Consider the following 26585-nt stretch of genomic DNA (forward strand, 5'->3'; position numbering starts at 1 on the left):
TATATTGAAATTGTAAAAGGTCGATGAGTTATCATCGGCCTTTTTTATTTCGTTTGTAAATAGGGTTTTTACGATTTATTAATCCAGTTGATTATTTCCTCGTCATTTGGTTTGGTTTTGGGCGAAATAACCTTTTCTAGTTGGCCATTTTCGTTAATTAGATACTTTTGAAAATTCCATTTTACAGTGTTGTCACTGAGATTGTTAAGTGATTTGGTTGTTAACCATTTGTAAAGTGGGTGGATGTCATCTCCTTTAACCGATATTTTGCTCATTATCGGAAAAGTAACTCCGTAGTTTTTTGTGCAAAAGGTCTTTATTTCTGCATTTGTGCCAGGTTCCTGACTCATGAAGTTATTCGCTGGGAAGCCAATGATAACAAAGTCATCTCCACCGTACATTTCATATATTTCTTGTAATTGTTCGTATTGAGGAGTTAGTCCGCATTTACTGGCCACATTAACAACCATTACTTTTTTGCCTTTAAGTTCGTTAAGGTTGAAGTCTTTACCGTCGATTGTCTCAATGTCAAAGTCGTAGAAAGAATTTTGTGCGCTCGCACTTGTAATAAACAGGCAAAGCATGGTAATAAAAGAAAATCTCAATTTCATACAAATTATTAATTTGGTGTATAAATATACTTTTCTAACAGCATTTAATGTGTTTTGTTTAAACTGTTTTAGTGATGAGTGGTACAAAGCGAACGTGGATTAATTCTTCCCGAGTTATTTCATTTTTTGTCTTCGTGTAAAGCGCCAATATCTGATGATTGTTTTTGTGGATAGGGACGATTAATTGGCCATTGTTGCTAAGTTGTGACAGAAATGTGTTTGGCAGAGTTTTGGGTGAGGCCGTGATTATGATGGCATCGTATGGTCCGTGTTCTTTCCATCCTAAATTCCCATCTCCCGTTTTAAATTTGATGTTTTTGTATTCTAATGAGCGGAGTGTTTTTTTAGCTCTTCGAGAGAGGGCATGAATAATTTCGATGGTATACACAAATTTTGATAATTCAGCTAAAATGGCTGTCTGATAACCTGAACCTGTTCCAATTTCAAGGACCTTTTTTTGCCTATTGAGGTTCAGTTTTTCCGTCATGTAAGCAACTATGTAGGGTTGCGAAATTGTTTGTTCATAACCGATGGGTAAAGGCCTGTCTTCGTATGCAAACTCCTTAACGGTACTGGGCACAAATAAATGGCGAGGCACACGACTCATGGCATCAAGTATCTTCTGGTCTTGAATGCCTCTTTTTGTTAATTGTGTTATTACCATCTCATTTATCATGCCCGAGTGTTGCGATTCATTGTGAAGCTTGTTTTTAAGCCTGCCTAAAATTATTATCAGGTAATGAAACGTGGCTTTGTACAATTTGCCAGCTATTATTGATTTTTTCCAGTACGCCAGTGTGTCTAAATCCCTCTAGCCTTTGTTGTTCGCCTTTGGTTTCAATTGAAGTATCCAGTAGTTGGTAGTACCAAGCGACATCCTTGTTTTTGCTCAAATTAATATGAGTATCTTTTGTTGCAATTGTGTAGTTTGAATTGCTTGAAAGTGCAGGTTTTATAGATGAATAAAAACTTTCCCAATCATGCCATATTTCGTCAATGTCGGTTCCAATATTGGTTATGTTATTCCCTTTGTAAAAACATTTTGAAAATGCATTTATATCTCCCGACTCTTGGGCTATTACTAATGTGTCCAAAACATCTTTGATGGGTTTGATGTCTTTATTTGCTTTGAAATTGCTAAATGTTTTCATGGTGAAATATATTTTGGTTAGTAAAGTATTTCTAAGGTGCTATACTATCAAGTTAGTCTTTCCCTTATCTGCTGTCAACAGCTAAATCAATTTGTTTTTGTTGTGTTGAATTTGTTTACTTTTGTGGTAAATCTTCATTAAATATGTTTAGGTATTTTATAGAAATGGCTTATTGTGGTAGGCAATTTCATGGTTGGCAAATTCAACCAAATGCTATATCAGTTCAAGAGGTGTTGAATGATGCTTTGTGTAAAGCCTTACGGCAAAGTATTAATGTGGTTGGCTGTGGGCGAACCGATACTGGTGTACATGCTTCCTATTTTGTTGCGCATTTTGATAGTGAAGTAGAGTTGCATTACTTAGATAAGATAGCTTTCAAACTTAACAGGATCGTTGGAAACGATATTGCGATCTTTTCGATTAAGGGTGTTGAAATAGAGTCGCATAGCCGTTTTGGTGCGATTTCTCGTACCTATCATTATTATTTAAAAACAGAGAAAAATCCATTTTTACACGAATTTAGTTATCGTCCGTTTTATCGTGTTGATATAGATAAAATGAATGAGGCGGCTAGAGTGTTGTTTGAGTACAAGGATTTTACGAGTTTTAGTAAGTTGCATACCGATAATAAAACTAACGATTGTAAAATAATGTACGCTCAATGGGAAAAGCAGGCTGACGGTGCTGTTTTTATCATTAAAGCTGATCGTTTTCTGCGAAATATGGTCCGTGCCATCGTAGGCACTCTTCTAGAGGTTGGGCGTGGGAAAATAACAATTGATCAATTCGGGGATGTGATTGAGAAAAAGGATAGAGGTGCTGCAGGAACTTCTGTTCCTGCTCAGGCTTTATTTTTAGTTGATATTGAATATCCTGGAAGTATGTTCATTCCAATGGATAAAAAGTCCATTCTCATTCATTAGTGATTCCAAATATCCCAAGCTGCTTCAGCTTGTAAGTGAAGCATTTCAAGGCCATTTTTGGCAACTGCTCCTTGATCGATTCCTTTTTGCATAAAAAGAGTTATATCTGGATTGTAGGTTAGATCGTAAAGCAGGTGTTCTTTATTAAGCAACTGATAAGGGATATCTGGACATGCATTGGTGTTTGGGTACATCCCTAGTGGTGTAGTGTTTACCAGAATGGAGTACTCCTTTAGTATTTCATCATTCAGTTCGTTGTAGCTCAGGTTGTTCTGTGCTTTAGTCCTCGATACATACTTATATTCTATATTCATACATTTAAAAGCATAAGCAACGGCTTTGGCTGCCCCTCCTGTACCTAATATTAATGCTTTGGTATGATGCTTTTTTATGAGTGGACGTATTGAATTGCTAAAGCCAATGTAATCGGTGTTATATCCAATGAGTGTTGGTTGCTTATTATCCCATTTTACTTTAATGCAGTTGCAAGCGCCTATCTCTTTTGCTGAATCATCGAGTTCGTTCAAATATTGAAAAACACTTTCTTTGTGCGGTATTGTAATGCTAATTCCAGCTATGTAAGCATGGTGGCTTAGTAATTCGGGTACTTCGTTAATATTCTGAATTTCAAAATTTAAGTAACGAGCATCAATGTGCTCATTGTTAAATTTTTGAGTGAAATACTTTTGAGAAAAAGATTGTGCTAAGGGATATCCTATTAAACCAAATGTTCTCATGCTGTTATCGGTCTTTTTGTTTTGCTAAAAGTTCTGTTATTGTAATGCTTGCTATGCCTAAAATAATGAAAAGTACTGCAAAATAAAACTCAGAATCAAAATGAGGTTGATAGTAATCAAATCCAACTGTTTTTACTTTCTCTCCAAACTGTTCAGTGATAGGGTTTTTCCATGGCCAAAGAATACCAAGTGATCCTGCAATGAATCCTGTTAATAAAGCAATTGTTTGATTATGGTATTTTTTTAATAACCACGATAAAAAGTGTGAAAAGGCAATTAATCCAACGGCAGCACCAATAATAACTGGTAATAATATTTCGATTGAAAGATTGTTGATGGCATCAATCATAACTAATTGATAATTACCCAACAATATAAGTACAAACGAGCCTGATAAGCCTGGTAGAATCATGCTGCACATGGCAACAACTCCACAAAGAATCAAATACAGGAATGAGTCGTTTTGGCTGGCAGGTGTAAGTATTGACATTGAAATGGCTATGCCTGTTCCAGCAATTAGGCTAATGATGCTCGCTGCTGACCATTGCTTAACTGTTTTGCCAACGAAATATACCGATGCCAATACTAATCCAAAAAAATATGCCCAAATGTAAATAGGATAACTTTCAAATAAATACTTGAATAATCGTGCAAGGCTTATAATAGCAACACCAACACCTGAAAATAATGCTATAAGAAAATACAGGTCGATGTGTTGAGCTAATTCTTTAAAGCGTCCTCTCGAGAGAAGGCTAAGTGCTTTGCCATTAAACGATTTTATTGAATTTATTAATCGCTCAAACACTCCAGTTATTAAGGCAATTGTGCCACCAGATACGCCAGGGATAACATTAGCGGCACCCATTGCAGCTCCTTTTATAGTAATTTTTAAAAATGCTGTAATTGATTTGTTCATGTATTTTGTTTTTGGGAGTCTTTTATTGTTTTGAATTTATGATCTGCAAAATTTCTTCGTTGCTCACTATTTCAGGATAATCATTTGATACATCTTGAACGCAATCAGGATCTAATTCAAAAGCTACTTTAAATGCTTTTATTCCCTCAGTTTTATTTTCCAAGTAATGATAATAAGCAACAGCAGATAGGTAATGTACTGCAGCAACATGTCCATATTGTTCACAAAGTTCATTAATATAAGCTGATATCGGAAACTCCTTATTGAGTATCATTTTAAGTTTTAATAACTCAAACCATCCAGTTAGCTCATGTGGATCAAGGTTTAATCCGTTTTCTAAACTTCGGCTTGCATCTTCGGCTTTATCTAATTCAAAAAGACCACGGGCATGCGCAAACCAATAGTCTGCATTTAATGGATTAATTGTTATGGCTTGATCAATTGCTTGTAAGCCCGATTGGTAATTTTCAGTTTCCATTAATGTTGTGCCCATGCCATACCATGCATCTCCTTGTTTGGGTTTCATTTTTATCACTAGTTGATAAAAACGTATAGCCATATCAAAGTTTTTCAATTGCTCCCAGCAATCTGCAATGTATTGGTAGGTTAAGTAGGCGTCGCGACACATTGTGGTGTGTTCAATGTAGGCTTCAATGGCTTCTTTAAAACAGCCCGATTGTACTAAGCTGTTTCCTTTGTTAAAGTACGCTTCTTCGTGTTGAGGGTTTATCGCAAGGGTAAAGTCATAGGCTTTGTTTGCTTCTAAAAAGTTACCTAGTTTATTGTAAATTATTCCCAAATTGTACCATCCATTCTCAGAAAATGGATTGATGTTTAATAGTTTTTGGTAAGCTTTAATGCTCTTTTCGTATTCTAAAATTTTATCCAGCGAAAAGGCGTATTCGAATAGTGCATTTTCATGATCTGGTACATTTTCTAGAAGTCGCTCTAAAAAAATAATTGACTCCAGATATAATTCATATTGATTGAGGTTATAGGTAATTTCTAACAAGATGTCATTTTTATCTTCAAAGGAGATATCTACTGCCTTGTTGAAATAGCTTATAGCTTGTTTGTAGTTGTTTTTCTGTAGCATTATCCAGCCAAGACTCATAAAAGCATCCACATTGGTTGATTCAATCGGAATGATTGAAAGCAACATTTTATGAGCAACATCTATGTCGCCATGGTCAGCGATTAAAATGGCTTGTTTTACTTGCAAGCTGCTAGCATTGGGGTGTTGCGATAATCCAACAGAAAGGATTTTCTCAGCTTGTTTTATGTTGCTCTTATCTAAATAATAATCGTAAATGCTCTCTATCTGATGCACATCAAAGTATTCAACCTTATCGGTGCTAACCATTTTCTCAAATCTTTCAACCGCCTGTAGTGCCTCGTCGTGGCTTGCGTGCAAGAAATCCTGCATAAATCATCTTCTTTTAGCGTTACAAAAATATTACTTTTATTAGTATCACCAATGCATATAGCTAATTGTTATTAACAAGTTTATCGACAATTAAATGAGTGCTAGTTCTATAAGTGGATGTATGGTGTCAAAAAAAAAGAGGCTGAACTCTTTGGGTCGAGTAACAGCCTCTATGCCTGAAGAGAAATTACACCTTTATCGCCAAAACACTAGAAACCGTGCGGTGAAAGTTCTTCAGACGATCGCCTGATTTTTAAATGAAGTGTTTGATGAAATGAGTGTTGCATCAAAATATTGTACAAAGAAATCGCCATTTCTTTTTTTGTGTGTTGAAGTACTTCAAATAAACCAAAGCCGATCTTAATCTTTTGCTATTATGTATTTAGCATTATATCAATTGTCGTTACAATCTTCGCTTATCTTAGCAATTGGTGTGCCAGTGGGTGTAATGTATTGTATTTTAATGTTATGTAATTGTTTTTGTGCTATATAAGGCCTCGGAAGTGTACGTAATCGGATTGAAAAGTGTGCGATAGCGTGCATTCGTCTATTTTAATGCTGTTTTATTTAATTACGAATAGAATATAGTTGAAAGTGTGTTCGGAATTGTACGTTATGGCGTGTAGGTTGAAGTCCTAAATAGCTGGACTGAGATATGTATCTGTTCTGTATTTGTATGTTTTGCAATTGCTTAGCTCTTTAGCTATCTTTATAGGAAAAGAGGTGTTATGGATTATGTACTAATCAAAAATGGAAAAGTAGCAATGGATGGACGGTTGCTGTCTAAAGATGTTTTGATTGGTAGTGAAAAAATTATTGCAGTTGGTGATTATATTGAGAAGCCAGAGTCTGAGACGCCCGTAATAGATGCCTTGGGTAAGTTTGTAATGCCTGCCGCAATTGATACCAATATTTTCTTTAATGAGTTAATTGGTCAGGATGCTAATGCTAGGAGACGATTTAATCAGGCGCAAGTTTTATGTGGTACTTCATCCGTTGTAGCACCTTTACCACAACCTCATTCTTATTCTTTTGAGGCGGAATTAATGCAACGGAAATGTAACCAAGAGGGCTTAATCACGGATTATGGCTATCATCTTTGTATTAATGATTGGAAGCGCCTTGATATTGAAGATCTAAAATATTGCTATGCTCATGAAGGAATATCTACCTTTTATATGAAATGGCCTGTTGAAAAGGGCGATTTAAATAAAGTGAGGGATTTATTTAAAATGGCTGGTTTAAACCAAACTACGGTTCTGATTGATTTAAAAAGAAGTTTTGATGATTACCAGCAAGTTGATAGTGTATATCATAAAGCAGGTATGCTAATTAGTGAGCACTTAATTGATTTTAAATCCTTATTAGATTTGGCAAATGAAGTTAAGTGTAATGTGTGTTTATTAAATATATACTTCAAAGAGGAGCTGGAGCTTATTAATAAGAGTATGGCGGATAATATTTTTGCAGAACTCATGTTTCCTTATCACATAGCTGATTCTGCTGTATTAGGTCTTGATGCGAATTCAATATATTCTGGTTTTCCATTGGCTAATAAATTAAGGCTCCTATCAGCAACAGATGTGTGGCAAAGTTTGCAACTCGATAATTTTATGATATCAAGACCTTTGCTTAAGTTATCAAGCAAAGGGGTTTGGGACAATAGCCAGGTTGATAATCGGCCAGATGAATATATTCTACGTAAAAACTTGCTATCGGTTTTATATACTTTGGGTGTTACAAATGGAGAATTGTTATTTGCAAAATTGGTTGATGTGTTTGCTGCCCGGACAGCTAAATTGATGGGTGTGTATCCTCAAAAAGGTGCAATGATCGCAGGTAGTGATGCTGATATTGTAGTCTGGGATCCTGATTTTAAACGAAATGTGTATTGCCATATGTCTGGTACTCCTAGTAACAAAGTGGAGGTCTTTCCATTGAAAGGTAGGGTTGAGTTTAGTTTTGTGAAAGGACGTATGGTATATAATGGAGAAAGTTTTAATGAAGAAGGCGTAAATGCACGTTATTTATATCGAAGCCCCTTTTCATAATGGCATACAAGCTTTTAAAAGCTTGAAATTGTATATATTTGGCAAGCCAAATTTGCATGCATGAATAATTTTGAAGAAGAAACTCATTCGCATAATCCACAAATAAGAAAAGAAACAAGTGATAATCTTTTTGATATCAATCGTTTGATCCGTTTGGTTCTTAAGTATTGGTATTTGTATTTGATTTCGTTGCCTTTGTGTTTAGGTGCCGTATTTCTCTATCATCGATACACGGTTCCTGTTTATAAGGCATCTGCCACATTAATGTTAAAAGGGAGCGAGCAAAAATCGTTTTCGCAAGCCGATTTAATGGAGGGCTTTGGTTTGTCCCCTGAGATGAGAAGTGTGGAAAATCAGAGTTTTATAATCCGCTCGCGAAATATCATTAAGAAAGCTATTGATCGACTCGATTTTGGTGTTTCGTATTACCAAAAAGGGCGTTTTAAAGATTCTGAGCTTTATCATAGTTCCCCGTTTGTTATTGAAATAGACTCAATGCATCCGCAATTACTCAATGTGCCGATAGGCATAAGGTTTTTAGCAGATGGAAATGTTGTTATTACTGTTAGTTGTGATGGAGGAACTTTACATGATTACAAAAAAGAGGCATTTGCTGGTAGAGTTGGAGTCTTGGACTATCATACAAGGGTGCGTACAGGCGAAAAAGTGAATGACTCAGCTTTTGCCTTTACTATCAAACGTAAACCAAATGTGAATGTCGATTCTGAAGCCTCTTATTATTTTATTTTCAAATCGCACCAACAGTTAACAAGTGAGTATCGTGGTTCATTGGGGGTTAGTCCTTATCGCGAAGGGTCTAGTATTCTCTTTATTTCATCGGTGGGAACCAGTAGAGGGAAGATTGTGCGATTTTTAGATGAATTGTGTGAGGTGATACTTGAGAATAACCTTGATCGTAAAAACGATATGGCAACACGATCAATAGCGTTTATTGAATCTCAATTGGAAACAGTGTCGGATACTTTAGAGAAGGTTCAAAACCAAATGTCTTCTTATCGGAAAGCTAATCGTTTTATGGGGCCATCTGAGTTTTCTGAAAAGTTGGCTGATAAGTATTATGATACTGAGAGTGAGTTGAAAATGCTCAAGATGAGAATTGAGTATTATGAATATTTGCAAGATAACATATCTGCTTCTGGTGACTTTGAGCAGTTTTTATTGCCAGCAGTCAGTAGTGAGAACACGAATCTAGTTAATGAGTTAGTGACTCAGTTAATTGAATTGCAAAAAGAATTGGAGCTTCTAAAGGGCTCGGCCCAAACTAATAATCAATATGTGGTTACTTTAAGCAGTAAAATTGATGTAACGGTTGATTTATTAAATAAATCCATCAATCAGGTCTTGCATAATTTTGGCCTTGAAAAGAGTAAGATTGAAAAAGAAATGGCGACTATTATTCAGGATATGGAGAGGTTGCCTGAGTTGGAGAGGGATTATTTGATTATTGATAGAACGTATAAGTTGAATGATGCTATTTATACGTTTTTATTACAAAAGCATTCTGAAACTCAAATTTCAAAGGCTAGTAATGTTCCAGACAATGAGATTATTGATAATGCCTCAATTTCGGCCTTGGTGTCGCCAAATAAAAGTAGCGATTATAAAAAAGGATTAATGCTCGGCTTGTTAATTCCATCGGTGTTTATTGCTTTAAAGGAGTTTTTAAATACCAAGGTGAGGGGTAAGGATGATTTGAAGCAATTAGTACCAGGACTGCCAATTTTGGGTATGGTTGTTAATAATAAAAGTGATGCAGAGAATGTAATAGTGCAATTGCCCCATTCGATTATTAGTGAATCATTCAGATCGATAAGAACAAAGCTAAAGTTTATGGCTGGCTCTAAAGATTTAAAGGTGATTACTCTTACGAGTTCAAATACTGGGGAAGGGAAAACTTTCTGCGCACAGAATATAGCATCTGTTTTTGCTGTGTCAGGCAAAAAAACGGTTATTGTTGGGTTTGATTTGCGTAAGCCTCGACTGACAGCCTTGTTTGATCTGCAAAATAAAGCTGGTTTGTCGAACTATTTTATCGGTCAAAACTCGGTTGAGGATATTGTTTATGAAACAGAACAGGATAACGTGTGGGTGGTTCCTGCTGGTCCAATTCCGCCTAACCCAAGTGAGTTAATAGTTGGTGATCGAACTGATGATTTATACCGATATTTGAGGGAGCGATTTGATGTTGTAGTTATTGATTCGCCTCCGATTGGATTGGTTGCTGATGCTCGTTTGTTGATGCACTACTCAGATTGTAATTTATTTGTTGTTCGATCAAACTATACTGTTAAGGATCATATGGTCCATACTGTCGATAACCTCATAAGTGAGAAAGTAGATGGATTAGGCTTGATATTGAATGATATTTCAATGAGTGATAAAGGCTATGGATATTATACCGCCGAGTATTATGGTGGACAAACGCACGTTTAAAAATAGCTATTTCTTTACAAACTGGATAAGCTTACTAAAATTCTTAATAAACAGAGCTAAAAAGCCGCCTACTCTGTTTTTAGATAAAGCTTTGTAATCTTCTTTTGTTTTTTGTAGGATGTTTTTAATAGAGTTATTGCTTACTCCCCCAATGCGCATATTAACAATCGTGTCGTTCAGGTAGTAACTTTGTGTCTCTTTATCGCTAAAAAGTCGCAACATGTAATCGTAATCGGCCGATATTTTGAATGTAGTATCGAACTTTCCAATCTTGTTAATGTGGTCTTTTTTAATGTAAACAGTAGGGTGAGGCGGCATCCATCCTCTTTTTAAAAGTGATTTTGAGAATTTTTGACTTTGCCAAAAACGAATGATCTTATAGGGTGGTGTGGTTTGTATGTAATTGAGGTTGCCATACATGGTATTGTATTCTTCCTCGGTCATCAGCATTTTTTCAATAATTTCCTTACTAGCAAACATGTCATCAGCATGCAAAAAACCAACCCAGTCTCCTTTTGCCATGTTCAGGCCTTTGTTCATTGCATCATATATGCCCTTGTCTGCTTCGCTAATCCATTGGTCAACTTTATCTTCATTGTTTTTGAGTACATCTATGGTGTTATCAGTCGACAGACCATCGATAATAATGTATTCAATGTTTTTACGCGCTGTTTGTTCCCAAACACTATTAATTGTTTCAATTAAAGTTTGTGCAGAATTAAATGTAACGGTAATAATTGTGATTTTCTTTTCTGGTTGCATAGGTTTTAATCGAAATAATATAGCTGAATGTCCTTCTTGAGATTTTCCTTGGCCTTGTTAATGTAAAAGTTGGTTTCATTAACGCCTTTTTCAAATATTATTTTTGATAAGTGAATAGCGGGTGAGTTGGGTTGCACTTCGCCAGATGCGGTGTTTATAAGTTTAATAACTACATCCCTTGATTTTAATATGGCATCCCAGGTTGGGGCGGGTAGGTAAATTTGCATGGCAAAATTATGTTCGAATTCATGTCGAATCGAGCTTAGTAGTTGCTTTTGTAACTGCAAGCTTGTCATGTTTGCTTTGTTTTCTCTTAATACAATTGCTTCCGGACTAATGCGTTCTAAAAGAATTGCTAAACGTTCATACGCTTGCAGTCTTGTTGGTATTAGTTCTTTAAAAGTACTGTTGGCCAACTCTAATTGCTTTTGTTTTAGGTTGTGTTTTAAAAACCATCGGAGTAGAACTAAGATGGGGGTGCTTATTAAAACAACTATACACGATAATTTAATTATTTCTTCAAAAACGATCATGGATGTGAAAATAATGTGGTTGAAATCAATTGTTGTTAAATTGTAAATTAATAAATCCAAATAAAATTAAGTGTTTAATATTTGATTTGTTACACGTGGTTCGTCAATAGTTTGTATGTGTAAGCAAAAAACATTTAATTATAATGGTGTATGTGCTATAAAATCTTGGTTGCTTATGATTTTTAACTAATTTTGTCCTATTCGCTTTGCAAGATATAAAATGTTTTGCTCCGAGAAGTGACAAAGTTATTGATCATTGTAATTAATAGGAGAGTTTTTTAATGAGTACAAGTATCATCTCTAACAGAATTAATGCATTATCTGAATCACAAACAATTCAGATGAACCAAAAAAGCCGTGAGCTTCAGGAAAGTGGTGTAGATGTAATTAATCTGACTCTTGGTGAGCCTGATTTTAATACACCCGAACATATTAAACAGGCAGGTATTAAGGCCATTAACGATAATATGTCTCATTATCCTCCAGTAGCAGGATTCCCAGCATTGAAAAAAGCAATTGCTGATAAACTTGCGAGAGATAACAATATGGCTTATTCCCCAGATCAGATAGTTGTATCAGCGGGAGCGAAGCATAGCTTGGCTAATGTGCTTCAGTGTGTTGTTAATAATGGCGATGAAGTAATTATACCTGCTCCTTACTGGGTTAGTTATATTGAGTTGGTTAAGTTAGCTGAAGGTGTTCCTGTTATAGTAGAGGCTGGTGTTGAAGCTAAATTTAAAATTACAGCTGAGCAATTGGAGGAAAGTATTACGCCTAAAACAAAGGCCATTTTATTTAATTCTCCATCGAACCCTACTGGTAGTGTTTATAGTTTGGAGGAGTTGAATGCCATTGCTGCTGTCTTGGAGCGTCATCCTGATATAATTATAATTTCAGATGAGATTTATGAGAAAATTAATTTTGTGGGTCAGCATGCTGGATTAGGACAGTTCGATGCTTTAAAAGAGCAAACAGTGATTATTAATGGTGTTTCAAAAGGTTATGCCATGACTGGTTGGAGAATCGGATACATTGCCGCTCCTAAAGCCATTGCTAAGGCTGTAACTAAGTTGCAGGGGCAGTACACGTCAGGTGTGTGTGCAATTGCTCAAGCCGCATCAATTCAAGCATTTGTTGGTGATCAGCAGTGTGTTGAAGAGATGCGTGTTGCTTTCAATAAACGACGCGATCTTGTATTAGATATTGTAAAGGATATTCCTGATTTTAAGGTGGCAACTCCCGATGGAGCATTCTATATTTTCCCTGATATCAGTCTTTATTTCGGTAAGAGTGTTGGAGATAGAGTAATCAATTCATCGATGGATATGAGTATGTACCTTTTGGAAAAAGCGCATGTTGCATCTGTTCCAGGAAGTGCTTTTGGAAGCGAGAACTGTGTGCGTTTTTCATATGCAGCAGCCGATGAATTATTAATTAAAGCTTTTGGTCGAGTTAAAGAGGCCTTGGCTCAGCTTAAATAGATGCTGAGCCTTGTTGAAAACTTGGTTTTATATCCCAATAAAAAATTGTTTCTTTGATTGCGTATTATTTAAAGCAATCGTTAATATATTATGAGTAAGCAACCCATTAAAAGTACAAATTCAAAAAGTAAAATTATTGAGTTTAAGTCGGCCAGTATTCGACAGCAAGAGCATCTTATATTACAAGATGTAAATTTCAGTGTTGAGCCTGGTGAATTTGTCTATTTAATAGGTAAAGTTGGGAGTGGTAAGTCAAGTTTGCTTAAAACGATGTATAAAGAACTGCCCCTAATTGAGGGATATGGGTTTGTGGCCGGTTATGCCTTAAAAACCATAAAATCAAGTCAAGTGCCTTTGTTAAGGCGTAAGATGGGGATTATTTTTCAAGATTTTCAATTGCTGTCAGACCGTAGTGTATACGATAATTTAATGTTCGTATTGAAAGCTACTGGCTGGAAAGTGAAAAAGGATATGGACAAGCGCATAAGGGATGTATTATCGCTTGTAGATATGGTCCATAAGGGCTATAAAATGCCACATCAATTATCAGGAGGAGAGCAACAACGCATTGGCATTGCACGTGCGTTGTTGAATTCGCCTGACTTAATTCTGGCCGATGAGCCAACGGGTAATCTTGATCCCGATACTTCGGATGAGTTGATGAATCTGCTTAAAAAGATTTGCTTGTCTGGTAATACTGTCGTTATGGCAACCCATAATTACAATCTTCTCAAGAAATTCCCAGGGCGTACCATTCGTTGTGAGGATACGCGCTTATTCGAGTCTAAGCAGGAAGAAATCGATTTTGACCTCTTGGATTAAAGAAAAATCATCAAATAATTGTTGTATAAAAATACTCTTGGCTTCACTTTCTCAGTGAGGCACTTTTGTTATCTTTAAGCACAATTTTTCATTCTTCGAAAATAAGGATGAGAAAAATACGTTTTACCTATTACAATCTAAATTTAAAGGCCTTATCTCATGATGAGAAAAATCGCATTACTGCTTTTTGTCTGCCTTGTGCACGGTTCCTTTGCGCAACAAACCCTCGATAATGATAACGATAAAGAATTATATAATCAGGCGATGGAAATGTATCGACTGGGTAAATACGGTTTGGCGCGTATCAACTTTACAAAATATGCCAATGAGTCAAAGGGTGAAAATGCCTCTTTAGTTAGCGAAGCTACTTACTTGTCTCGGGTTTGTGCTCAAAAGTTGCAAAACGAGGATGTAAAGTATTTATGGGAGAGCTATGTGCAAGATTATCCTTATAGTAATCGCTTGCATTATGCTAAAATGCATCTGGGGGATTATTATAAAGACCTAAATAAATACAAACAGGCTGCAAGGGCTTACGATAAGGTAAAGGCTTCTGCATTGGACGATGATACAAAAATCGATTATTACTTTTCTTCGGCCTACGTTCTTTTTATGATGGAGGATTACGATAAGGCTCTATCGAAACTTAATAAAATTAAGGGTAAGGATCACAAATATGCGTCATCGGTGCAATATTATTATGCACATATACAATATCAACAAGGGAACTATCAAACAGCGCTTGATGAGTTTAAGCAGCTTGAAAATGACAAAGGCTTTAAAAAGGTTATTCCTTTTTATATTGCTCAGATACTCTATTTGAAAGAAGACTATGTTGGTGCCATAAAGTACGCCGAGCCATTAAGCTCAGAGGGTACTAAGGACCGTCAGGCTGATATGAATCGCATTGTTGCTGACTCTTATTATGCTCAGGGAAATTACAAAGCTTCAATAAAGTATTATAATAGTGCAATTAAGTTATCCAAAGAGCCACTGCGCGAAGATTATTATCATTTAGGATTTGCGAATTATTACATTAAGAATTATGATGAAGCCATTGTTGGTTTGTCGCATGTAACTGCAGCAGACGATGCTTTAGCACAAAATGCCTATTACCATCTTGGCGATTCATACTTAAAAATGGATGATAAGAAAAGAGCACGTGTTGCTTTTGAGGCTGCCTCTAATAATGACTATGACAGGGATATACAAGAAGATGCTTTGTTGAATTACATCAAGCTTAACTATGAGTTATCTTTCTCCCCATTTAATGAAATTATAGATTCATTTTTAAAGTATATCGAATTATTTCCTGAAAGTGATAAGATTGATGAGGCCTATGAATATTTGGGAAAAGCCTTTTTAACCACCAAGAACTATCGTGAGGCACTGGCCTCAATGGAGAAAATACAACGTAAAACGGGCGATGTTTATCGTGCTTTGCAACGCGTAGCTTACTACAGAGGACTAGAACTGTTTACGAATTTAAATTTTGTTGAAGCTATCGAGTTCTTTAATTACAGTTTGAAATATGCTGAGTATGATAAAGAACTGAAAATTGGCGCCTATTATTGGCGCGGAGAAGCCTATTATCGAACGCATAATTACGCTAAAGCGATTGTTGATTTCCGTGAGTACATCTACCAGCCTGGTTCGTATGAATTAAAAGAGTTTACAATTTCTCATTACAATATTGCCTATTCGTATTATAAACAAAAAGAATATGCCGAAGCGCAAACCTGGTTCCGAAAATTTATTAATATGTCCGATGGACGCGACCGTGTTTTATTAGGCGATGCATATAATAGAACGGGCGATACCTATTATGTCAATCGTCAGTTTAGCCAGGCGATTTCATTTTACGATAAAGCATCAAAGGTGCCCGAGGGTGCTCCTGATTATGCTTTGTTTCAAAAAGGTTTTTGTTTAGGCCTGATGAAGCAATACAATGATAAAATTAGTGTGCTGGATCAAATGGTTAATCGTTACCCTCAATCGCCCTATGTTGATGATGCGCTTTACGAGACTGGTCGATCATATGTGTCTTTGAATAATAACGATCGTGCCATTTATTATTACAAAAAAACAAAAGAAAAATACCCCAATGGTAGCTATGCAAAAAAGGCATTACTACAACTTGGCTTGGTTTATTATAATAATGACGATAACCAGAATTCCATCGTTTACTATAAGCGTGTAGTCAATGAATATCCAGGTGCAGAAGAGGCAGAAGATGCATTAGTTGGTATTCGTAATATTTACATGGATAACGATGATCTTAATGGGTACATGAACTATACTTCCTCTTTAGGTGCTTTTGCTCAAGTGGACGAGAGAGAAAAGGATAGCTTGACTTTTGTGCGTGCTGAGAAGTTTTATATGCAAAGTGACTGTGAACGTGCGATATCTCATTTTAAAAATTACCTCGATGTTTTTTCTGATGGAAAATTCGCTTTGAGTGCACATTTCTATAAGGCCGATTGTCAGTATAAAACGGGTGATTACAGCGATGCGCTAAAATCTTTTGAGTATGTGGCTGAACGAGAGCGTAGTTTATTTACCGAAGAGGCTTTAATTCGAATGGGGGAGCTGTTATATCAACAAGGGGCATATAGGAAAGCATACGAGAGCTTTAGTCGCTTAGAGTTAGAGGCTGAAATTGCCGAAAATAGGTTGGAGGCTAAAATCGGTAAAATGCGCTGCTTGGCTAAAATTAATCAACCTGACGAGTGTATTGCCGCTGCCGATGATCTTTTAAGATCGCCAAAAATTGCTGATGAAATTAAAAGAGAAGCAATATACAATAAAGCCAAGGCATATGAACTGTTGTCAAATAAACACTTGGCTTTGGAAAATTATCGACTCATTGCTGCCAATACCAAAAGTGTAGAAGGGGCCGAGGCGAAATTCATGATAGCTCAAATGTTGTACGATAGTGGTGATAAAGATACTGCAGAGAAGGAAGTGTTTGAATACATTGATATGGGCACCTCGCACCAGTATTGGTTGGCCAGAAGCTTTATTTTATTGGCTGAGATTTACCACGATAGGAATGAGACTTTTCAAGCGATACAATACCTGCAAAGTATAAAGGATAATTACGAAGGAGATGATGATATTGAAGAACGGGTGGATGCCTATCTGCAAAGTTGGAGTCAACAATCTGATCTTTCAACAAGTACGAACACACAAAAAGTAGGATAAATGATGACAATAAGAAAAAGTTATATAATTGCCCTGTTTTTTTGCTGTGCCATTGGTCACAATGTTCTTAACGCACAAGAGAACATTAATCAAGATGTGAAAGTTGTTAAGGCTTATACGCCAACCATTTCAGATGCATATAAGGTTAATTACATGCCAGAGTTAAATGACTCAACAACCATTAGTCCTGCATTTAATTATCGTATTCTTAGCACATCGGCAAGCACTAATTATGAGCCAGCACCCATATCGCCTGCAAAAATTAGTTTCAAACGAAAAGAACATCTTAATTCAAGTTATTTAAAAGGTGGAATTGGGAATTATAGTTCACTTTTGGCAGAGCTTGGATACAATGTGTTGGAGAATGAAAAATACTTGCTGGGTTTTAATATTGGTCATATAAGTTCATTTGGAGAGTTGACTCTTGAGAATGAACAATCTGTTGAAGCGCCATTTCATGATACATGGGCCAGTGCTGATTTTAAACATTTTTTTGATGATAAAACTTTTGGTATTGAGCTCGGGTTTAATCGTTCAAAATATCAATATTACGGATACCAAACCCTAGTTTCTGATGAGTTGTACTTAGATAACGATGGTCAAGTTGCCTTGGGCAGTGATTTGTCGCCAGCAGTCGATCAGCGATTATCAGGTTTTGATGTTACAGCGTCATTAATGAATAACGAAACGGATGATCGTAAAACAAAATATTCCGCTTTTGGTGGCTTTAATGCGTTTGGATCATTAACAGGAGTTAGCCAAATGGGATTTAAGCTTGGAGGTCAATTGCTATATCCTGTTAACGACTTAGGAATTAAAGTCGACGGAGAAGTTAAAAGTTTTAGCACCAAAGTGCCAACTGCAACTGATGTGATGTATTCATTTAAAGATCGTTCCCATACTTTAATACGTGTTAACCCAGGTGTTGTGTTTAATTTTGATCGAGCCAGTATTCAGGTGGGAGTAATGATGGCTGGTTTTATTGATACGGAGGGCGATGAATTCTATGTCACGCCTGATGTGCTTGGGGAATTAACTGTTGTTGAAGGTATTGCCACGGTTTATGGTGGAATTACAGGTAGAGTCGGCATGAATGATTATCAATCAGTATTGAATGAAAATGCATTTGCTGCTGCTGATGTCAATGTTAAGAGTTCTATATATGGTGTTAATTTCTTAGCTGGAATTAAGGGGAACTTTAGTTCTGCTACGTCTTTTTCCTTAGGAATGGAATATGGATTCTTTAATAATGAACATTTTTGGGTGAATAGAAGTTACGCACTCCAAACTCCACCAGTTGATCAGGCGGGGATGCACTATTCAAATGTTTTTGATGTTGTTTATGACGATGGCTCCTTGTTAAAAGTGGCTGGTGAAATTTTATATAAGCCAAAGCCAAATATGGAGTTTTTGTTAAATGGAGCTTACTACGGATGGAATTTAGATGGTCTTGAGAAAGCTTGGCATAAACCTGAGGTTGAAATAGGTGTCGAAGGTCGTTTTAATGTTTTGGATAATTTGTTTGCTAAAGCTGGTGTAACCTACTTGGGAGATCGATGGGCAATGGATGTTAGTAATATTGATTTGTCCAAGAAATTGGGTGGTGTTGTAGATGTTAATTTAGGCGCCGAGTATTTCTTTTCTAAACAGTGGTCTTTTTGGGCGACAATCAATAATATGGCCGCCGCTAAATACTATAAGTGGAATGGATACCCTACGCAACGATTTAGTGCCAAAGCAGGGATAATATTCTCATTTTAAATAGCTTTAATTTGTTGAATAATTTGTCCCTCAAAGTGGTGGAAAATTCACTGATTTATAGCATCGAAAAATGATGAATTTTGCTATATTTGTAGGTCTTTCTATACGAAAGATGTATTTAACCGGTAAAGCCGGTTTTTTTACGCTTTTCAAAAGAATATAAGATGAGTGATCAGGTAAATGAGAATGTAAATAAACAAGGTGAATATAGTGCCAGTAGTATTACTGTATTAGAAGGTTTGGAAGCTGTTCGTAAGCGTCCGGCCATGTACATTGGTGATGTTGGTGAAAAAGGATTACACCATTTAGTATACGAGGTAGTTGATAACTCTATTGATGAGGCTTTAGCCGGACATTGTGATACCATTGGAGTGGTTATTCACGAAAATGATTCGATTACGGTTACTGATAATGGTCGTGGGATACCTACCGACTTTCATGAGAAAGAAGGGAAGTCGGCATTAGAAGTAGTAATGACGGTATTACATGCCGGAGGTAAATTCGATAAGGATTCTTACAAAGTATCTGGTGGTTTGCATGGTGTTGGTGTTTCTTGTGTTAATGCTTTATCAAGCATGTTAAAGGCCGAGGTACATCGAGGTGGTAAAATTCACACACAAGAGTATTCCATTGGTAAGCCTGTTACCGACATTATTGAGGTAGGCACAACCGATATTACAGGAACGAAAGTGACTTTTGTACCTGATTCTACAATTTTTAATACAACTACTTATAAATACTCAATTTTAGCCAATCGTTTAAGAGAGCTTGCTTTTCTTAATCAGGGAATTAAAATTGAACTTTCCGATGAGCGAGAGTTAGATGAAGAGGGAAATGTAAAGACTGAGGTTTTCTTTTCGGAAAGAGGTTTAGAGGAGTTTGTTGAGTTTATTGATGAGGCTCGTGAAAAACTAATCGATAAAGCCATTCATATTTCCACGGAGAAAAATGACATTCCTGTTGAGATAGCAATTTTATACAATACTTCGTTCTCTGAAAATATTTATTCGTATGTGAATAATATTAATACGATTGAAGGAGGAACGCACTTAACTGGTTTTAGACGTGGTTTAACACGTACCTTGAAAACATTCGCCGAGAAATCGGGTATGTTAAGTAAGCTAAAATTCGATATTAATGGTGATGATTTCCGTGAAGGATTAACGGCTGTTATATCGGTTAAAGTTGCTGAACCACAATTTGAGGGACAAACAAAAACCAAGTTAGGTAATAGCGAGGTAAGCTTGTCGGTTGATCAAGCGGTAAGTACCATGCTTGCCAACTATCTTGAAGAGAATCCTAAGGATGCTAAAGACATTGTTAGTAAAGTGATTTTAGCTGCCCAGGCGCGCCATGCAGCCCGTAAGGCTCGTGAGTTAGTGCAGCGTAAAAGTGTTTTAAGTGGAGGTGGTCTTCCTGGTAAACTGGCTGACTGTTCAGATAAAGATCCTGCTGCTTGTGAAGTATTTCTTGTCGAGGGAGATTCGGCGGGTGGAACCGCTAAACAAGGTCGTGATCGTAAGTTTCAGGCCATTTTGCCATTGCGTGGTAAGATATTGAATGTTGAAAAAGCTCTTCAACATAAGGTGTTTGAGAATGATGAGATTAAAAATATTTTCACGGCCCTTGGTGTTACAATTGGAACCGAAGAGGATTCGAAAGCTCTCAACCTTGAAAAATTACGTTATCATAAAACGGTTATCATGTGTGATGCCGATGTGGATGGTAGCCACATTGCAACTCTTATTATGACTTTCTTCTTCAGATACATGAAGAAGCTTATTGAAAACGGTTATTTATACATTGCTACACCACCATTGTATTTAATCAAAAAAGGTAAAAATCAACGCTACTGTTGGAATGAAGAGCAAAGGTTGCAATTGATCCAAGAATGGGCTGGCGGAAAAGAAAGTGCATTGCATATTCAGCGTTACAAAGGTCTTGGTGAAATGAATGCCGAACAGCTTTGGGAGACAACAATGAACCCAGAGGATCGAACACTTCGTCAAGTAACAATTGAAAGTGCAGCAGAAGCGGATAGGGTATTCTCCATGTTAATGGGTGATGATGTACCGCCTCGTAGAGAGTTTATTGAAGAAAATGCGACTTATGCGAATATTGACGTATAGTATATTTCAATGATATAAAAGAAAAGGAGCTCAAATTGAGCTCCTTTTTTTATGATCTATATTTCAATAGTTCCTTTGAAAACGAATTTTGCAGGCCCCTCAAGCCAGATGTCTTTGAAGCTATTTTCCTGTGGGGTAAAAAACACTCTTAGTTTTCCTCCTAATACGTCAATATCAAAGTCCGTATATTCTGGGTTTTTCAGGTGGGCTGAAATCGCACTGGCAACAACGCCTGTTCCACATGCTAAAGTCTCGTCCTCAACACCTCGTTCGTAGGTACGAACTTTTAGTTTATTTGCTTTAGTTTGCTCAACAAAGTTAACATTTGTTCCATTTGGGGCATAGGTGTCCGAGTAGCGTATTTGTTTACCTTGCTGGCGGACATCAACTTCATTTGTGCTTTTTACAAATTGAATATGATGAGGAGAGCCTGTATCAAGGAATGTATAATCACTTCCCTTTTTAATTTCCTCTACATCAATCATCTTAAGAGTGACAATTTCATTTTGGTATGCGGCATGATGTTCTCCATCTACTGCCATAAATGAAAAATCCTCAGGATTCGATACAGCGCCAATGTGTACGGCAAAAGCAGCAATGCAGCGCCCGCCATTTCCGCACATGGAGGCTTCCCTGCCATCGCTATTAAAATATCGCATCGTAAAGTCTAATTTAGGATGATTTTCAAGTAGCATAAGCCCATCGCCACCAATGCCGAATCGTCTATCGCACAGTTGATGTATTAATGAAATATTGTCCCCATCAAAATGCTTGTCCCTATTGTCAATTAAGACGAAGTCGTTGCCTGTTCCCTGGTATTTGAAAAAGTTAATGGTCCTCATTATGAGTTCTTTCTTTGTTGTTTACACTAAACAAAAGACAAATAGTCGTGTTTAAATTACAAAAGTACGCTGATATGGCAGAATATCCTTAATGTTTGGCAAAAAAACGTTAAGATCTCGTTAAAGTTCAGTGGTGGTGCAGTTTTTGGAGATATTGTTTTTGTATATTACAGAGTGCACATCTAAAAAATGTTAATTTAATTAATTGTTAAAGTTCTACAAGGATTAATATGTGGGATTTTAAACCTGACAATAACTACTAAAAATTATTACGAGTATGAATACAAAAAGAGTATTTTACACCTTTGCCATAGCAGTAATTAGTGCTGTGGTAGTTGTTTATGTTTATTCGCATATCAATACTAACGAACCTAAGGTAATTACTATTAAGGAAGAGGTTACTTCGTTAGGGAATTTCACATCCAATACTGCACAGACTAACTTGCCAGATTTAACAATTGCGGCTGAGCGTAGTGTTCATGCTGTAGTTCATGTTAAAACTCGCAGTAGTGGTGGTGATAATTATTCTGGCAATCCGTTCTATGATTTTTTCTTTGGACCAGGAAGTGGTTATCGTCAGCAGCCTCAGCCTGTAATGGGAGCAGGTTCGGGTGTTATATTAAGTGAGGATGGATATATTATAACTAACAATCATGTGATTGATAATGCTGATGATATTGAAGTGACCCTTAATGATAAGAGAACATTTTCAGCGACATTGGTTGGAGCCGATCCAACTTCAGATATTGCTTTGTTAAAGATCGATGAAAAGGGGCTCCCATTTATTAGCTATGGTGATTCAGATAACTTAAAGGTTGGAGAATGGGTTTTAGCGGTTGGTAATCCTTTTAATTTGACATCTACAGTTACCGCTGGTATTGTTAGTGCGAAAGCAAGAAGTATCAATATAATTGCCAATAGGAATCAAACCTTAGGGGTTGAATCATTTATACAAACCGATGCTGCCGTAAACCCTGGTAATAGTGGAGGAGCACTTGTTAATCAACATGGTGAATTGGTGGGAATAAACACGGCTATTGCTTCACGTACTGGATCGTTTACAGGTTATTCATTTGCCGTGCCAGTTACTATTGCTAAAAAAGTAGTTGCCGATTTAAAGGAATTTGGAGAGGTGCAACGTGGCTTATTAGGTGTTAGTATTATAGAAGTCAGTAATGTACCAGATGAATTGGCTGAAGAGTTTGGTGTGACCATTGATAAGATTGAAGGTGTTTTCATTGGTAGTGTTGCGCCTGATGGTGGTGCAGAGGAAGCAGGCCTTAAGGCGGGAGATATTATCTTATCAGTGAATGGTGAGAAGGTAAATTCAGTTCCTGAGTTGCAGGAGCGTGTTAGTATGCATCGTCCTGGACAAAAAGTGGATTTAATTGTATTACGTAATGGAAAACAGAAACCTTTTGAGGTGACTTTACGTAATATACGCGGAACAACCGGAATTATATCATCCAATAAATTTGACGAAACTTTAGGTGCGACACTTCAAAATGTGTCTTCCAACGACTTAAGGCGTCTTGGAGTGCGTTATGGCATACAAGTTGTAAAGGTAGGAAATGGAAGTTTAAGACAAAGTGGAGTTAAAGAGGGGTATATAATTACCAAAGTAAATGATACTAGTATTAAATCAGTTGATGATTTTAAGAAGTCAATTAGTAGCTCGGAAGAGGGGCTGTTTTTGACTGGTATTTATCCAAATGGTAGGGTTGTATACTATGCCGTTAATTTAAATGAGTAAATAGTTTCTGGCTTAAAGGCACGAAAGGTTGGAAAAACAAGGAAAAAGTAGTACTTTTGTGCCGGATTTTTTACATTGAATATGAGACAACTCAAGATAACAAAGTCGATTACTAACCGCGAAAGCGCATCTCTAGATAAGTATCTACAAGAAATTGGACGTGAAGAATTAATTTCCGTCGAAGAGGAAGTAGAGTTAGCTCAGAGGATTAAAAAAGGTGATCAGATTGCATTGGAAAAGCTAACCAGAGCTAACCTTCGTTTTGTTGTATCTGTAGCAAAACAGTATCAAAATCAGGGGCTTAGTTTGCCTGATTTAATTAATGAGGGAAATCTTGGGTTGATTAAAGCGGCTGAGAAATTTGATGAAACGAGAGGTTTTAAGTTTATATCTTATGCTGTATGGTGGATTCGTCAGTCAATATTACAGGCTTTAGCGGAGCAATCGCGTATTGTTCGTTTGCCACTTAATCAGGTTGGTTCTTTAAATAAGATCAATAAAGCTTACTCAAAGTTTGAACAAGAAAATGAGCGTAAGCCATCTCCTGAAGAATTAGCTGATAAATTAGAATTGCCAGCAGAAAAAGTTGCTGACACAATGCGTGTTTCCGGACGTCATATTTCGGTTGATGCACCGTTTGTTGAAGGAGAGGACAATAGTCTTTTGGATGTTTTGGTAAACAGTGATTCACCCAATGCTGATAAGTCACTTATTAACGAGTCTTTAGCTCGCGAAATTGAGCGTGCATTGGCAACTTTAACTGAGCGTGAAAGTGATATTATCAAGTTGTTTTTTGGAATTGGATGCCAGGAAATGACTTTAGAAGAGATAGGTGAGCGTTTTGGTTTAACACGTGAGCGTGTGCGTCAGATCAAAGAAAAAGCGATCCGCCGATTAAGACATACTTCTCGAAGTAAATTGTTAAAGTCGTATTTAGGATAATTATATTGCAACAATATATTGAAAGCCTCGAAATTATTTCGAGGCTTTTTTGTTAATTAGCTCTTCAAGTCTCTTAATTTCATCTCTATGCTGGGCAGCAGTGATGAAATCTAATTCTTTAGCTGCCTTCTGCATTTCTTTTTTAGTTCTTTCAATTGTTTTCTTCAATGCATCGGTGCTCATGTACTCAACCACTGGATCAGCTGCAATATTGGTTTCAGTAGGCTCTAAATAGGCTTTTGCTTGCGTTGATGCTTCAATGATAGATGTTAGTTGCTTGTTTATTTGTTGTGGCGTGATATTATTGAGTTGATTGTATTTAAACTGTTTTTCACGCCTGTAGAGGGTGGAGTCAATCGTTGCTTGCATGCTTTTGGTTATTTTATCGGCATACATTAGAACTCGTCCATTTAGGTTACGTGCTGCTCTTCCTGCTGTTTGAGTTAGTGATCTCTCAGAGCGCAAAAAGCCCTCTTTATCCGCATCTAAAATTGCAACCAGAGAAACTTCTGGTAGATCAAGTCCTTCTCGAAGTAAGTTAACGCCAATTAATACATCAAACGTACCAAGTCTAAGGTTTTCCATTATTTTAACCCGTTCCAAGGTATCTACATCTGAATGGATGTATTCACATTTAATAGATAGTCGAGTGAGGTACTTACTTAACTCCTCTGCCATTCGTTTGGTTAGAGTCGTTACTAATACGCGTTCGTGTTTTTCAATCCGATCATTAATCTCATTAATCAAATCATCTATTTGGTTTTGGCTTGGACGAACCTCAATTTCAGGATCTAGTAATCCTGTAGGTCGAATCAATTGCTCAACAACCACTCCTTCCGATTTCTCAAGTTCATAATCTGCTGGCGTTGCGCTTACATAGATAATTTGATTAATTAACGTTTCAAATTCCTCAAATTTTAGAGGTCTGTTGTCCATTGCTGCTGGTAAACGAAAACCATATTCTACTAAGTTTTGTTTACGTGATTTGTCGCCTCCATACATGGCTCTTATTTGTGGGATTGTAACGTGGCTTTCATCAATAACCATTAGGAAATCGTCAGGAAAATAGTCCAGCAAGCAAAAGGGGCGTGTTCCTTCATGTCTGCCATCAAAATAACGTGAATAATTCTCTATGCCAGGACAATACCCAAGCTCCCGAATCATTTCCAAGTCGTAATTTACCCGTTCGTCTAATCGTTTTGCTTCTTGATTTTTACCACTTTCCTTTAGAAAAGCTAAATGCTCGGTAAGATCATCTTGTATTTCTTTAATTGCCTCTTGGGTTCGTTCTTTTGATGTAATAAATATATTAGCTGGATAGATGGTTATTTTATCCATGGCTTCAATGCGCTTGCCATTTTCTGGATAGAAAATTTCTATATCCTCAATTTCATCTCCCCAAAAAATTACTCTACAAGCATGATCGGCATAGGCTAAAAATATCTCAACAGTATCCCCTTTAACCCTGAAGTTACCTCGCTCAAACAATACTTCATTTCGAGAATATAGACTATCGACCAATTGACGCAAGAATGTGTTTCTTGAAATGGACATGTTTTTTTCGATATTGATCACTCCAGAATGAAAATCCTCAGGATTACCAATGCCATATAAACACGAAACTGACGAAATAACAATCACATCCCTTCGGCCAGATAATAGGGCAGAGGTGGCACTTAATCTAAGTTTTTCGATTTCATCATTGATCGAAAGGTCCTTTTCAATGTATGTGTCGGTTACTGGCAGGTAGGCCTCAGGTTGGTAGTAGTCATAGTACGAAACAAAATACTCTACAGCATTATTGGGAAAGAATTGTTTGAACTCACCATAGAGTTGCGCAGCTAGTGTTTTGTTGTGTGATAGTATGAGAGTTGGTCTCTGAACTTGTTCAATGACATTGGCAACCGTAAATGTTTTACCAGATCCTGTTACCCCTAATAGTGATTGGTGTTTCAAGTCCTGCTCAAGCCCATTTTTGAGCTGTTCTATGGCTTGAGGTTGGTCACCTGTTGGAGAGAAGTCTGAGATGATCTGTAAGTTCATAACTGTAAATTCGGTATTATTCGTTGGGGTAAGAGACAAAAAAA

20 protein-coding genes are annotated in these 26585 nt (G+C 36.8%); 10 read left to right on the forward strand and 10 right to left on the reverse strand.

Annotation, left to right across the window (positions count from 1 at the left end; translation table 11 throughout):
- Nucleotides 1–68 precede the first annotated feature (68 nt).
- Genes FNN09_RS12370 through FNN09_RS12380 form a run of 3 tightly spaced genes read right to left on the reverse strand, consistent with a single transcriptional unit; the run spans nucleotide 69 to nucleotide 1762 of the window.
- Nucleotides 69–611, reverse strand: a complete 543-nt coding sequence (locus FNN09_RS12370; RefSeq protein WP_143302675.1) for a glutathione peroxidase — start codon at nucleotides 609–611, stop codon at nucleotides 69–71.
- Nucleotides 612–669: 58 nt separating this feature from the next.
- Nucleotides 670–1287: a protein-L-isoaspartate(D-aspartate) O-methyltransferase gene (locus FNN09_RS12375; protein WP_255434104.1), complete on the reverse strand. Its 618-nt coding sequence runs from the start codon at nucleotides 1285–1287 to the stop codon at nucleotides 670–672.
- Nucleotides 1288–1321: 34 nt separating this feature from the next.
- On the reverse strand, nucleotides 1322–1762 hold the full coding sequence (locus FNN09_RS12380) for a nuclear transport factor 2 family protein (RefSeq protein WP_143302677.1): 441 nt from the start codon (nucleotides 1760–1762) through the stop codon (nucleotides 1322–1324).
- 143 nt (nucleotides 1763–1905) lie between these two features.
- Here FNN09_RS12380 and truA point away from each other — a divergent pair, with 143 nt between their 5' ends.
- Entirely contained in the window at nucleotides 1906–2685 is a 780-nt protein-coding gene (gene truA / locus FNN09_RS12385) for a tRNA pseudouridine(38-40) synthase TruA (protein ID WP_143302678.1), read from the forward strand.
- On the opposite strand, the gene FNN09_RS12390 is transcribed toward truA, so the two are convergent.
- From FNN09_RS12390 to FNN09_RS12400, 3 genes are read right to left on the reverse strand one after another with little or no spacing between them, the layout of a single operon-like run.
- Entirely contained in the window at nucleotides 2682–3422 is a 741-nt protein-coding gene (locus tag FNN09_RS12390) for a shikimate dehydrogenase (protein WP_143302679.1), read from the reverse strand. The genes truA and FNN09_RS12390 overlap by 4 nt on opposite strands.
- Nucleotides 3423–3426: 4 nt before the next feature.
- On the reverse strand, nucleotides 3427–4338 hold the full coding sequence (locus FNN09_RS12395; protein ID WP_143302680.1) for a DUF368 domain-containing protein: 912 nt from the start codon (nucleotides 4336–4338) through the stop codon (nucleotides 3427–3429).
- Between the two features lie 22 nt (nucleotides 4339–4360).
- Complete coding sequence (locus FNN09_RS12400; RefSeq protein WP_143302681.1) at nucleotides 4361–5764, reverse strand: tetratricopeptide repeat protein; 1404 nt, start codon at nucleotides 5762–5764, stop codon at nucleotides 4361–4363.
- 728 nt (nucleotides 5765–6492) lie between these two features.
- Between FNN09_RS12400 and FNN09_RS12405 the strand changes: the two genes are divergently transcribed.
- Both FNN09_RS12405 and FNN09_RS12410 read left to right on the forward strand, forming a co-directional pair.
- Nucleotides 6493–7815: an amidohydrolase family protein gene (locus FNN09_RS12405; RefSeq protein WP_143302682.1), complete on the forward strand. Its 1323-nt coding sequence runs from the start codon at nucleotides 6493–6495 to the stop codon at nucleotides 7813–7815.
- A gap of 60 nt (nucleotides 7816–7875) precedes the next feature.
- Nucleotides 7876–10269 carry a tyrosine-protein kinase gene (locus tag FNN09_RS12410; RefSeq protein WP_143302683.1) on the forward strand — a complete coding sequence of 798 codons (2394 nt, stop codon included), beginning with the start codon at nucleotides 7876–7878 and terminating at the stop codon, nucleotides 10267–10269.
- 6 nt (nucleotides 10270–10275) lie between these two features.
- Here the strand turns inward: FNN09_RS12410 and FNN09_RS12415 are convergent, their stop codons facing one another.
- Together FNN09_RS12415 and FNN09_RS12420 are read right to left on the reverse strand one after the other, a co-directional pair.
- Complete coding sequence (locus FNN09_RS12415; RefSeq protein WP_143302684.1) at nucleotides 10276–11031, reverse strand: glycosyltransferase family 2 protein; 756 nt, start codon at nucleotides 11029–11031, stop codon at nucleotides 10276–10278.
- A gap of 5 nt (nucleotides 11032–11036) precedes the next feature.
- Nucleotides 11037–11624 (reverse strand): hypothetical protein, encoded by a 588-nt coding sequence (locus tag FNN09_RS12420; RefSeq protein WP_143302685.1) that lies wholly within the window; start codon nucleotides 11622–11624, stop codon nucleotides 11037–11039.
- Nucleotides 11625–11905: 281 nt separating this feature from the next.
- Between FNN09_RS12420 and FNN09_RS12425 the strand changes: the two genes are divergently transcribed.
- From FNN09_RS12425 to gyrB, 5 genes are all read left to right on the forward strand, one after another.
- Entirely contained in the window at nucleotides 11906–13045 is a 1140-nt protein-coding gene (locus FNN09_RS12425; RefSeq protein ID WP_221932490.1) for a pyridoxal phosphate-dependent aminotransferase, read from the forward strand.
- 90 nt (nucleotides 13046–13135) lie between these two features.
- Nucleotides 13136–13867 carry a cell division ATP-binding protein FtsE gene (locus FNN09_RS12430; protein WP_143302687.1) on the forward strand — a complete coding sequence of 244 codons (732 nt, stop codon included), beginning with the start codon at nucleotides 13136–13138 and terminating at the stop codon, nucleotides 13865–13867.
- A gap of 159 nt (nucleotides 13868–14026) precedes the next feature.
- Nucleotides 14027–17071, forward strand: a complete 3045-nt coding sequence (locus FNN09_RS12435; RefSeq protein ID WP_143302688.1) for a tetratricopeptide repeat protein — start codon at nucleotides 14027–14029, stop codon at nucleotides 17069–17071.
- Complete coding sequence (locus FNN09_RS12440) at nucleotides 17072–18832, forward strand: hypothetical protein (RefSeq protein WP_143302689.1); 1761 nt, start codon at nucleotides 17072–17074, stop codon at nucleotides 18830–18832.
- Between the two features lie 164 nt (nucleotides 18833–18996).
- The gene (gene gyrB / locus FNN09_RS12445) at nucleotides 18997–20961 is read left to right on the forward strand and encodes a DNA topoisomerase (ATP-hydrolyzing) subunit B (RefSeq protein ID WP_143302690.1); all 1965 of its coding nucleotides are present in this window, start codon (nucleotides 18997–18999) and stop codon (nucleotides 20959–20961) included.
- Between the two features lie 56 nt (nucleotides 20962–21017).
- Here the strand turns inward: gyrB and dapF are convergent, their stop codons facing one another.
- Nucleotides 21018–21803: a diaminopimelate epimerase gene (gene dapF, locus FNN09_RS12450; RefSeq protein WP_143302691.1), complete on the reverse strand. Its 786-nt coding sequence runs from the start codon at nucleotides 21801–21803 to the stop codon at nucleotides 21018–21020.
- Nucleotides 21804–22080: 277 nt separating this feature from the next.
- On the opposite strand from dapF, the gene FNN09_RS12455 reads away from it, so the two are divergent.
- Together FNN09_RS12455 and FNN09_RS12460 are read left to right on the forward strand one after the other, a co-directional pair.
- Nucleotides 22081–23556, forward strand: coding sequence for a Do family serine endopeptidase (locus FNN09_RS12455; RefSeq protein ID WP_143302692.1), 1476 nt, complete (start codon nucleotides 22081–22083; stop codon nucleotides 23554–23556).
- An 81-nt stretch (nucleotides 23557–23637) separates the two neighbouring features.
- On the forward strand, nucleotides 23638–24498 hold the full coding sequence (locus FNN09_RS12460) for an RNA polymerase sigma factor RpoD/SigA (protein WP_143302693.1): 861 nt from the start codon (nucleotides 23638–23640) through the stop codon (nucleotides 24496–24498).
- A 33-nt stretch (nucleotides 24499–24531) separates the two neighbouring features.
- Here FNN09_RS12460 and uvrB read toward each other — a convergent pair whose 3' ends face one another.
- A complete protein-coding gene (uvrB, locus tag FNN09_RS12465; protein WP_143302694.1) occupies nucleotides 24532–26541 on the reverse strand; it encodes an excinuclease ABC subunit UvrB in 2010 nt (669 codons plus the stop codon).
- Between the last annotated feature and the right edge of the window lie 44 nt (nucleotides 26542–26585).

The sequence above is a fragment of the Carboxylicivirga sp. M1479 genome, from assembly GCF_007097485.1.
GTDB lineage: Bacteria > Bacteroidota > Bacteroidia > Bacteroidales > Marinilabiliaceae > Carboxylicivirga.

What these genes read in the sequence shown, in the direction of transcription:
- FNN09_RS12405 (WP_143302682.1), top strand. Translation starts at nt 6,493, where the DNA reads ATGGATTATGTACTAATCAAAAATGGAAAAGTAGCAATGGATGGACGG.
- FNN09_RS12430 (WP_143302687.1), top strand. Translation starts at nt 13,136, where the DNA reads ATGAGTAAGCAACCCATTAAAAGTACAAATTCAAAAAGTAAAATTATT.
- FNN09_RS12375 (WP_255434104.1), bottom strand. Translation starts at nt 1,287, where the DNA reads ATGATAAATGAGATGGTAATAACACAATTAACAAAAAGAGGCATTCAA.
- FNN09_RS12380 (WP_143302677.1), bottom strand. Translation starts at nt 1,762, where the DNA reads ATGAAAACATTTAGCAATTTCAAAGCAAATAAAGACATCAAACCCATC.
- FNN09_RS12460 (WP_143302693.1), top strand. Translation starts at nt 23,638, where the DNA reads ATGAGACAACTCAAGATAACAAAGTCGATTACTAACCGCGAAAGCGCA.
- FNN09_RS12415 (WP_143302684.1), bottom strand. Translation starts at nt 11,031, where the DNA reads ATGCAACCAGAAAAGAAAATCACAATTATTACCGTTACATTTAATTCT.
- FNN09_RS12455 (WP_143302692.1), top strand. Translation starts at nt 22,081, where the DNA reads ATGAATACAAAAAGAGTATTTTACACCTTTGCCATAGCAGTAATTAGT.
- FNN09_RS12395 (WP_143302680.1), bottom strand. Translation starts at nt 4,338, where the DNA reads ATGAACAAATCAATTACAGCATTTTTAAAAATTACTATAAAAGGAGCT.
- FNN09_RS12410 (WP_143302683.1), top strand. Translation starts at nt 7,876, where the DNA reads ATGAATAATTTTGAAGAAGAAACTCATTCGCATAATCCACAAATAAGA.
- dapF (WP_143302691.1), bottom strand. Translation starts at nt 21,803, where the DNA reads ATGAGGACCATTAACTTTTTCAAATACCAGGGAACAGGCAACGACTTC.
- gyrB (WP_143302690.1), top strand. Translation starts at nt 18,997, where the DNA reads ATGAGTGATCAGGTAAATGAGAATGTAAATAAACAAGGTGAATATAGT.
- FNN09_RS12425 (WP_221932490.1), top strand. Translation starts at nt 11,906, where the DNA reads ATGAACCAAAAAAGCCGTGAGCTTCAGGAAAGTGGTGTAGATGTAATT.
- FNN09_RS12370 (WP_143302675.1), bottom strand. Translation starts at nt 611, where the DNA reads ATGAAATTGAGATTTTCTTTTATTACCATGCTTTGCCTGTTTATTACA.
- FNN09_RS12400 (WP_143302681.1), bottom strand. Translation starts at nt 5,764, where the DNA reads ATGCAGGATTTCTTGCACGCAAGCCACGACGAGGCACTACAGGCGGTT.
- FNN09_RS12390 (WP_143302679.1), bottom strand. Translation starts at nt 3,422, where the DNA reads ATGAGAACATTTGGTTTAATAGGATATCCCTTAGCACAATCTTTTTCT.
- FNN09_RS12435 (WP_143302688.1), top strand. Translation starts at nt 14,027, where the DNA reads ATGATGAGAAAAATCGCATTACTGCTTTTTGTCTGCCTTGTGCACGGT.
- FNN09_RS12440 (WP_143302689.1), top strand. Translation starts at nt 17,072, where the DNA reads ATGATGACAATAAGAAAAAGTTATATAATTGCCCTGTTTTTTTGCTGT.
- truA (WP_143302678.1), top strand. Translation starts at nt 1,906, where the DNA reads ATGTTTAGGTATTTTATAGAAATGGCTTATTGTGGTAGGCAATTTCAT.
- uvrB (WP_143302694.1), bottom strand. Translation starts at nt 26,541, where the DNA reads ATGAACTTACAGATCATCTCAGACTTCTCTCCAACAGGTGACCAACCT.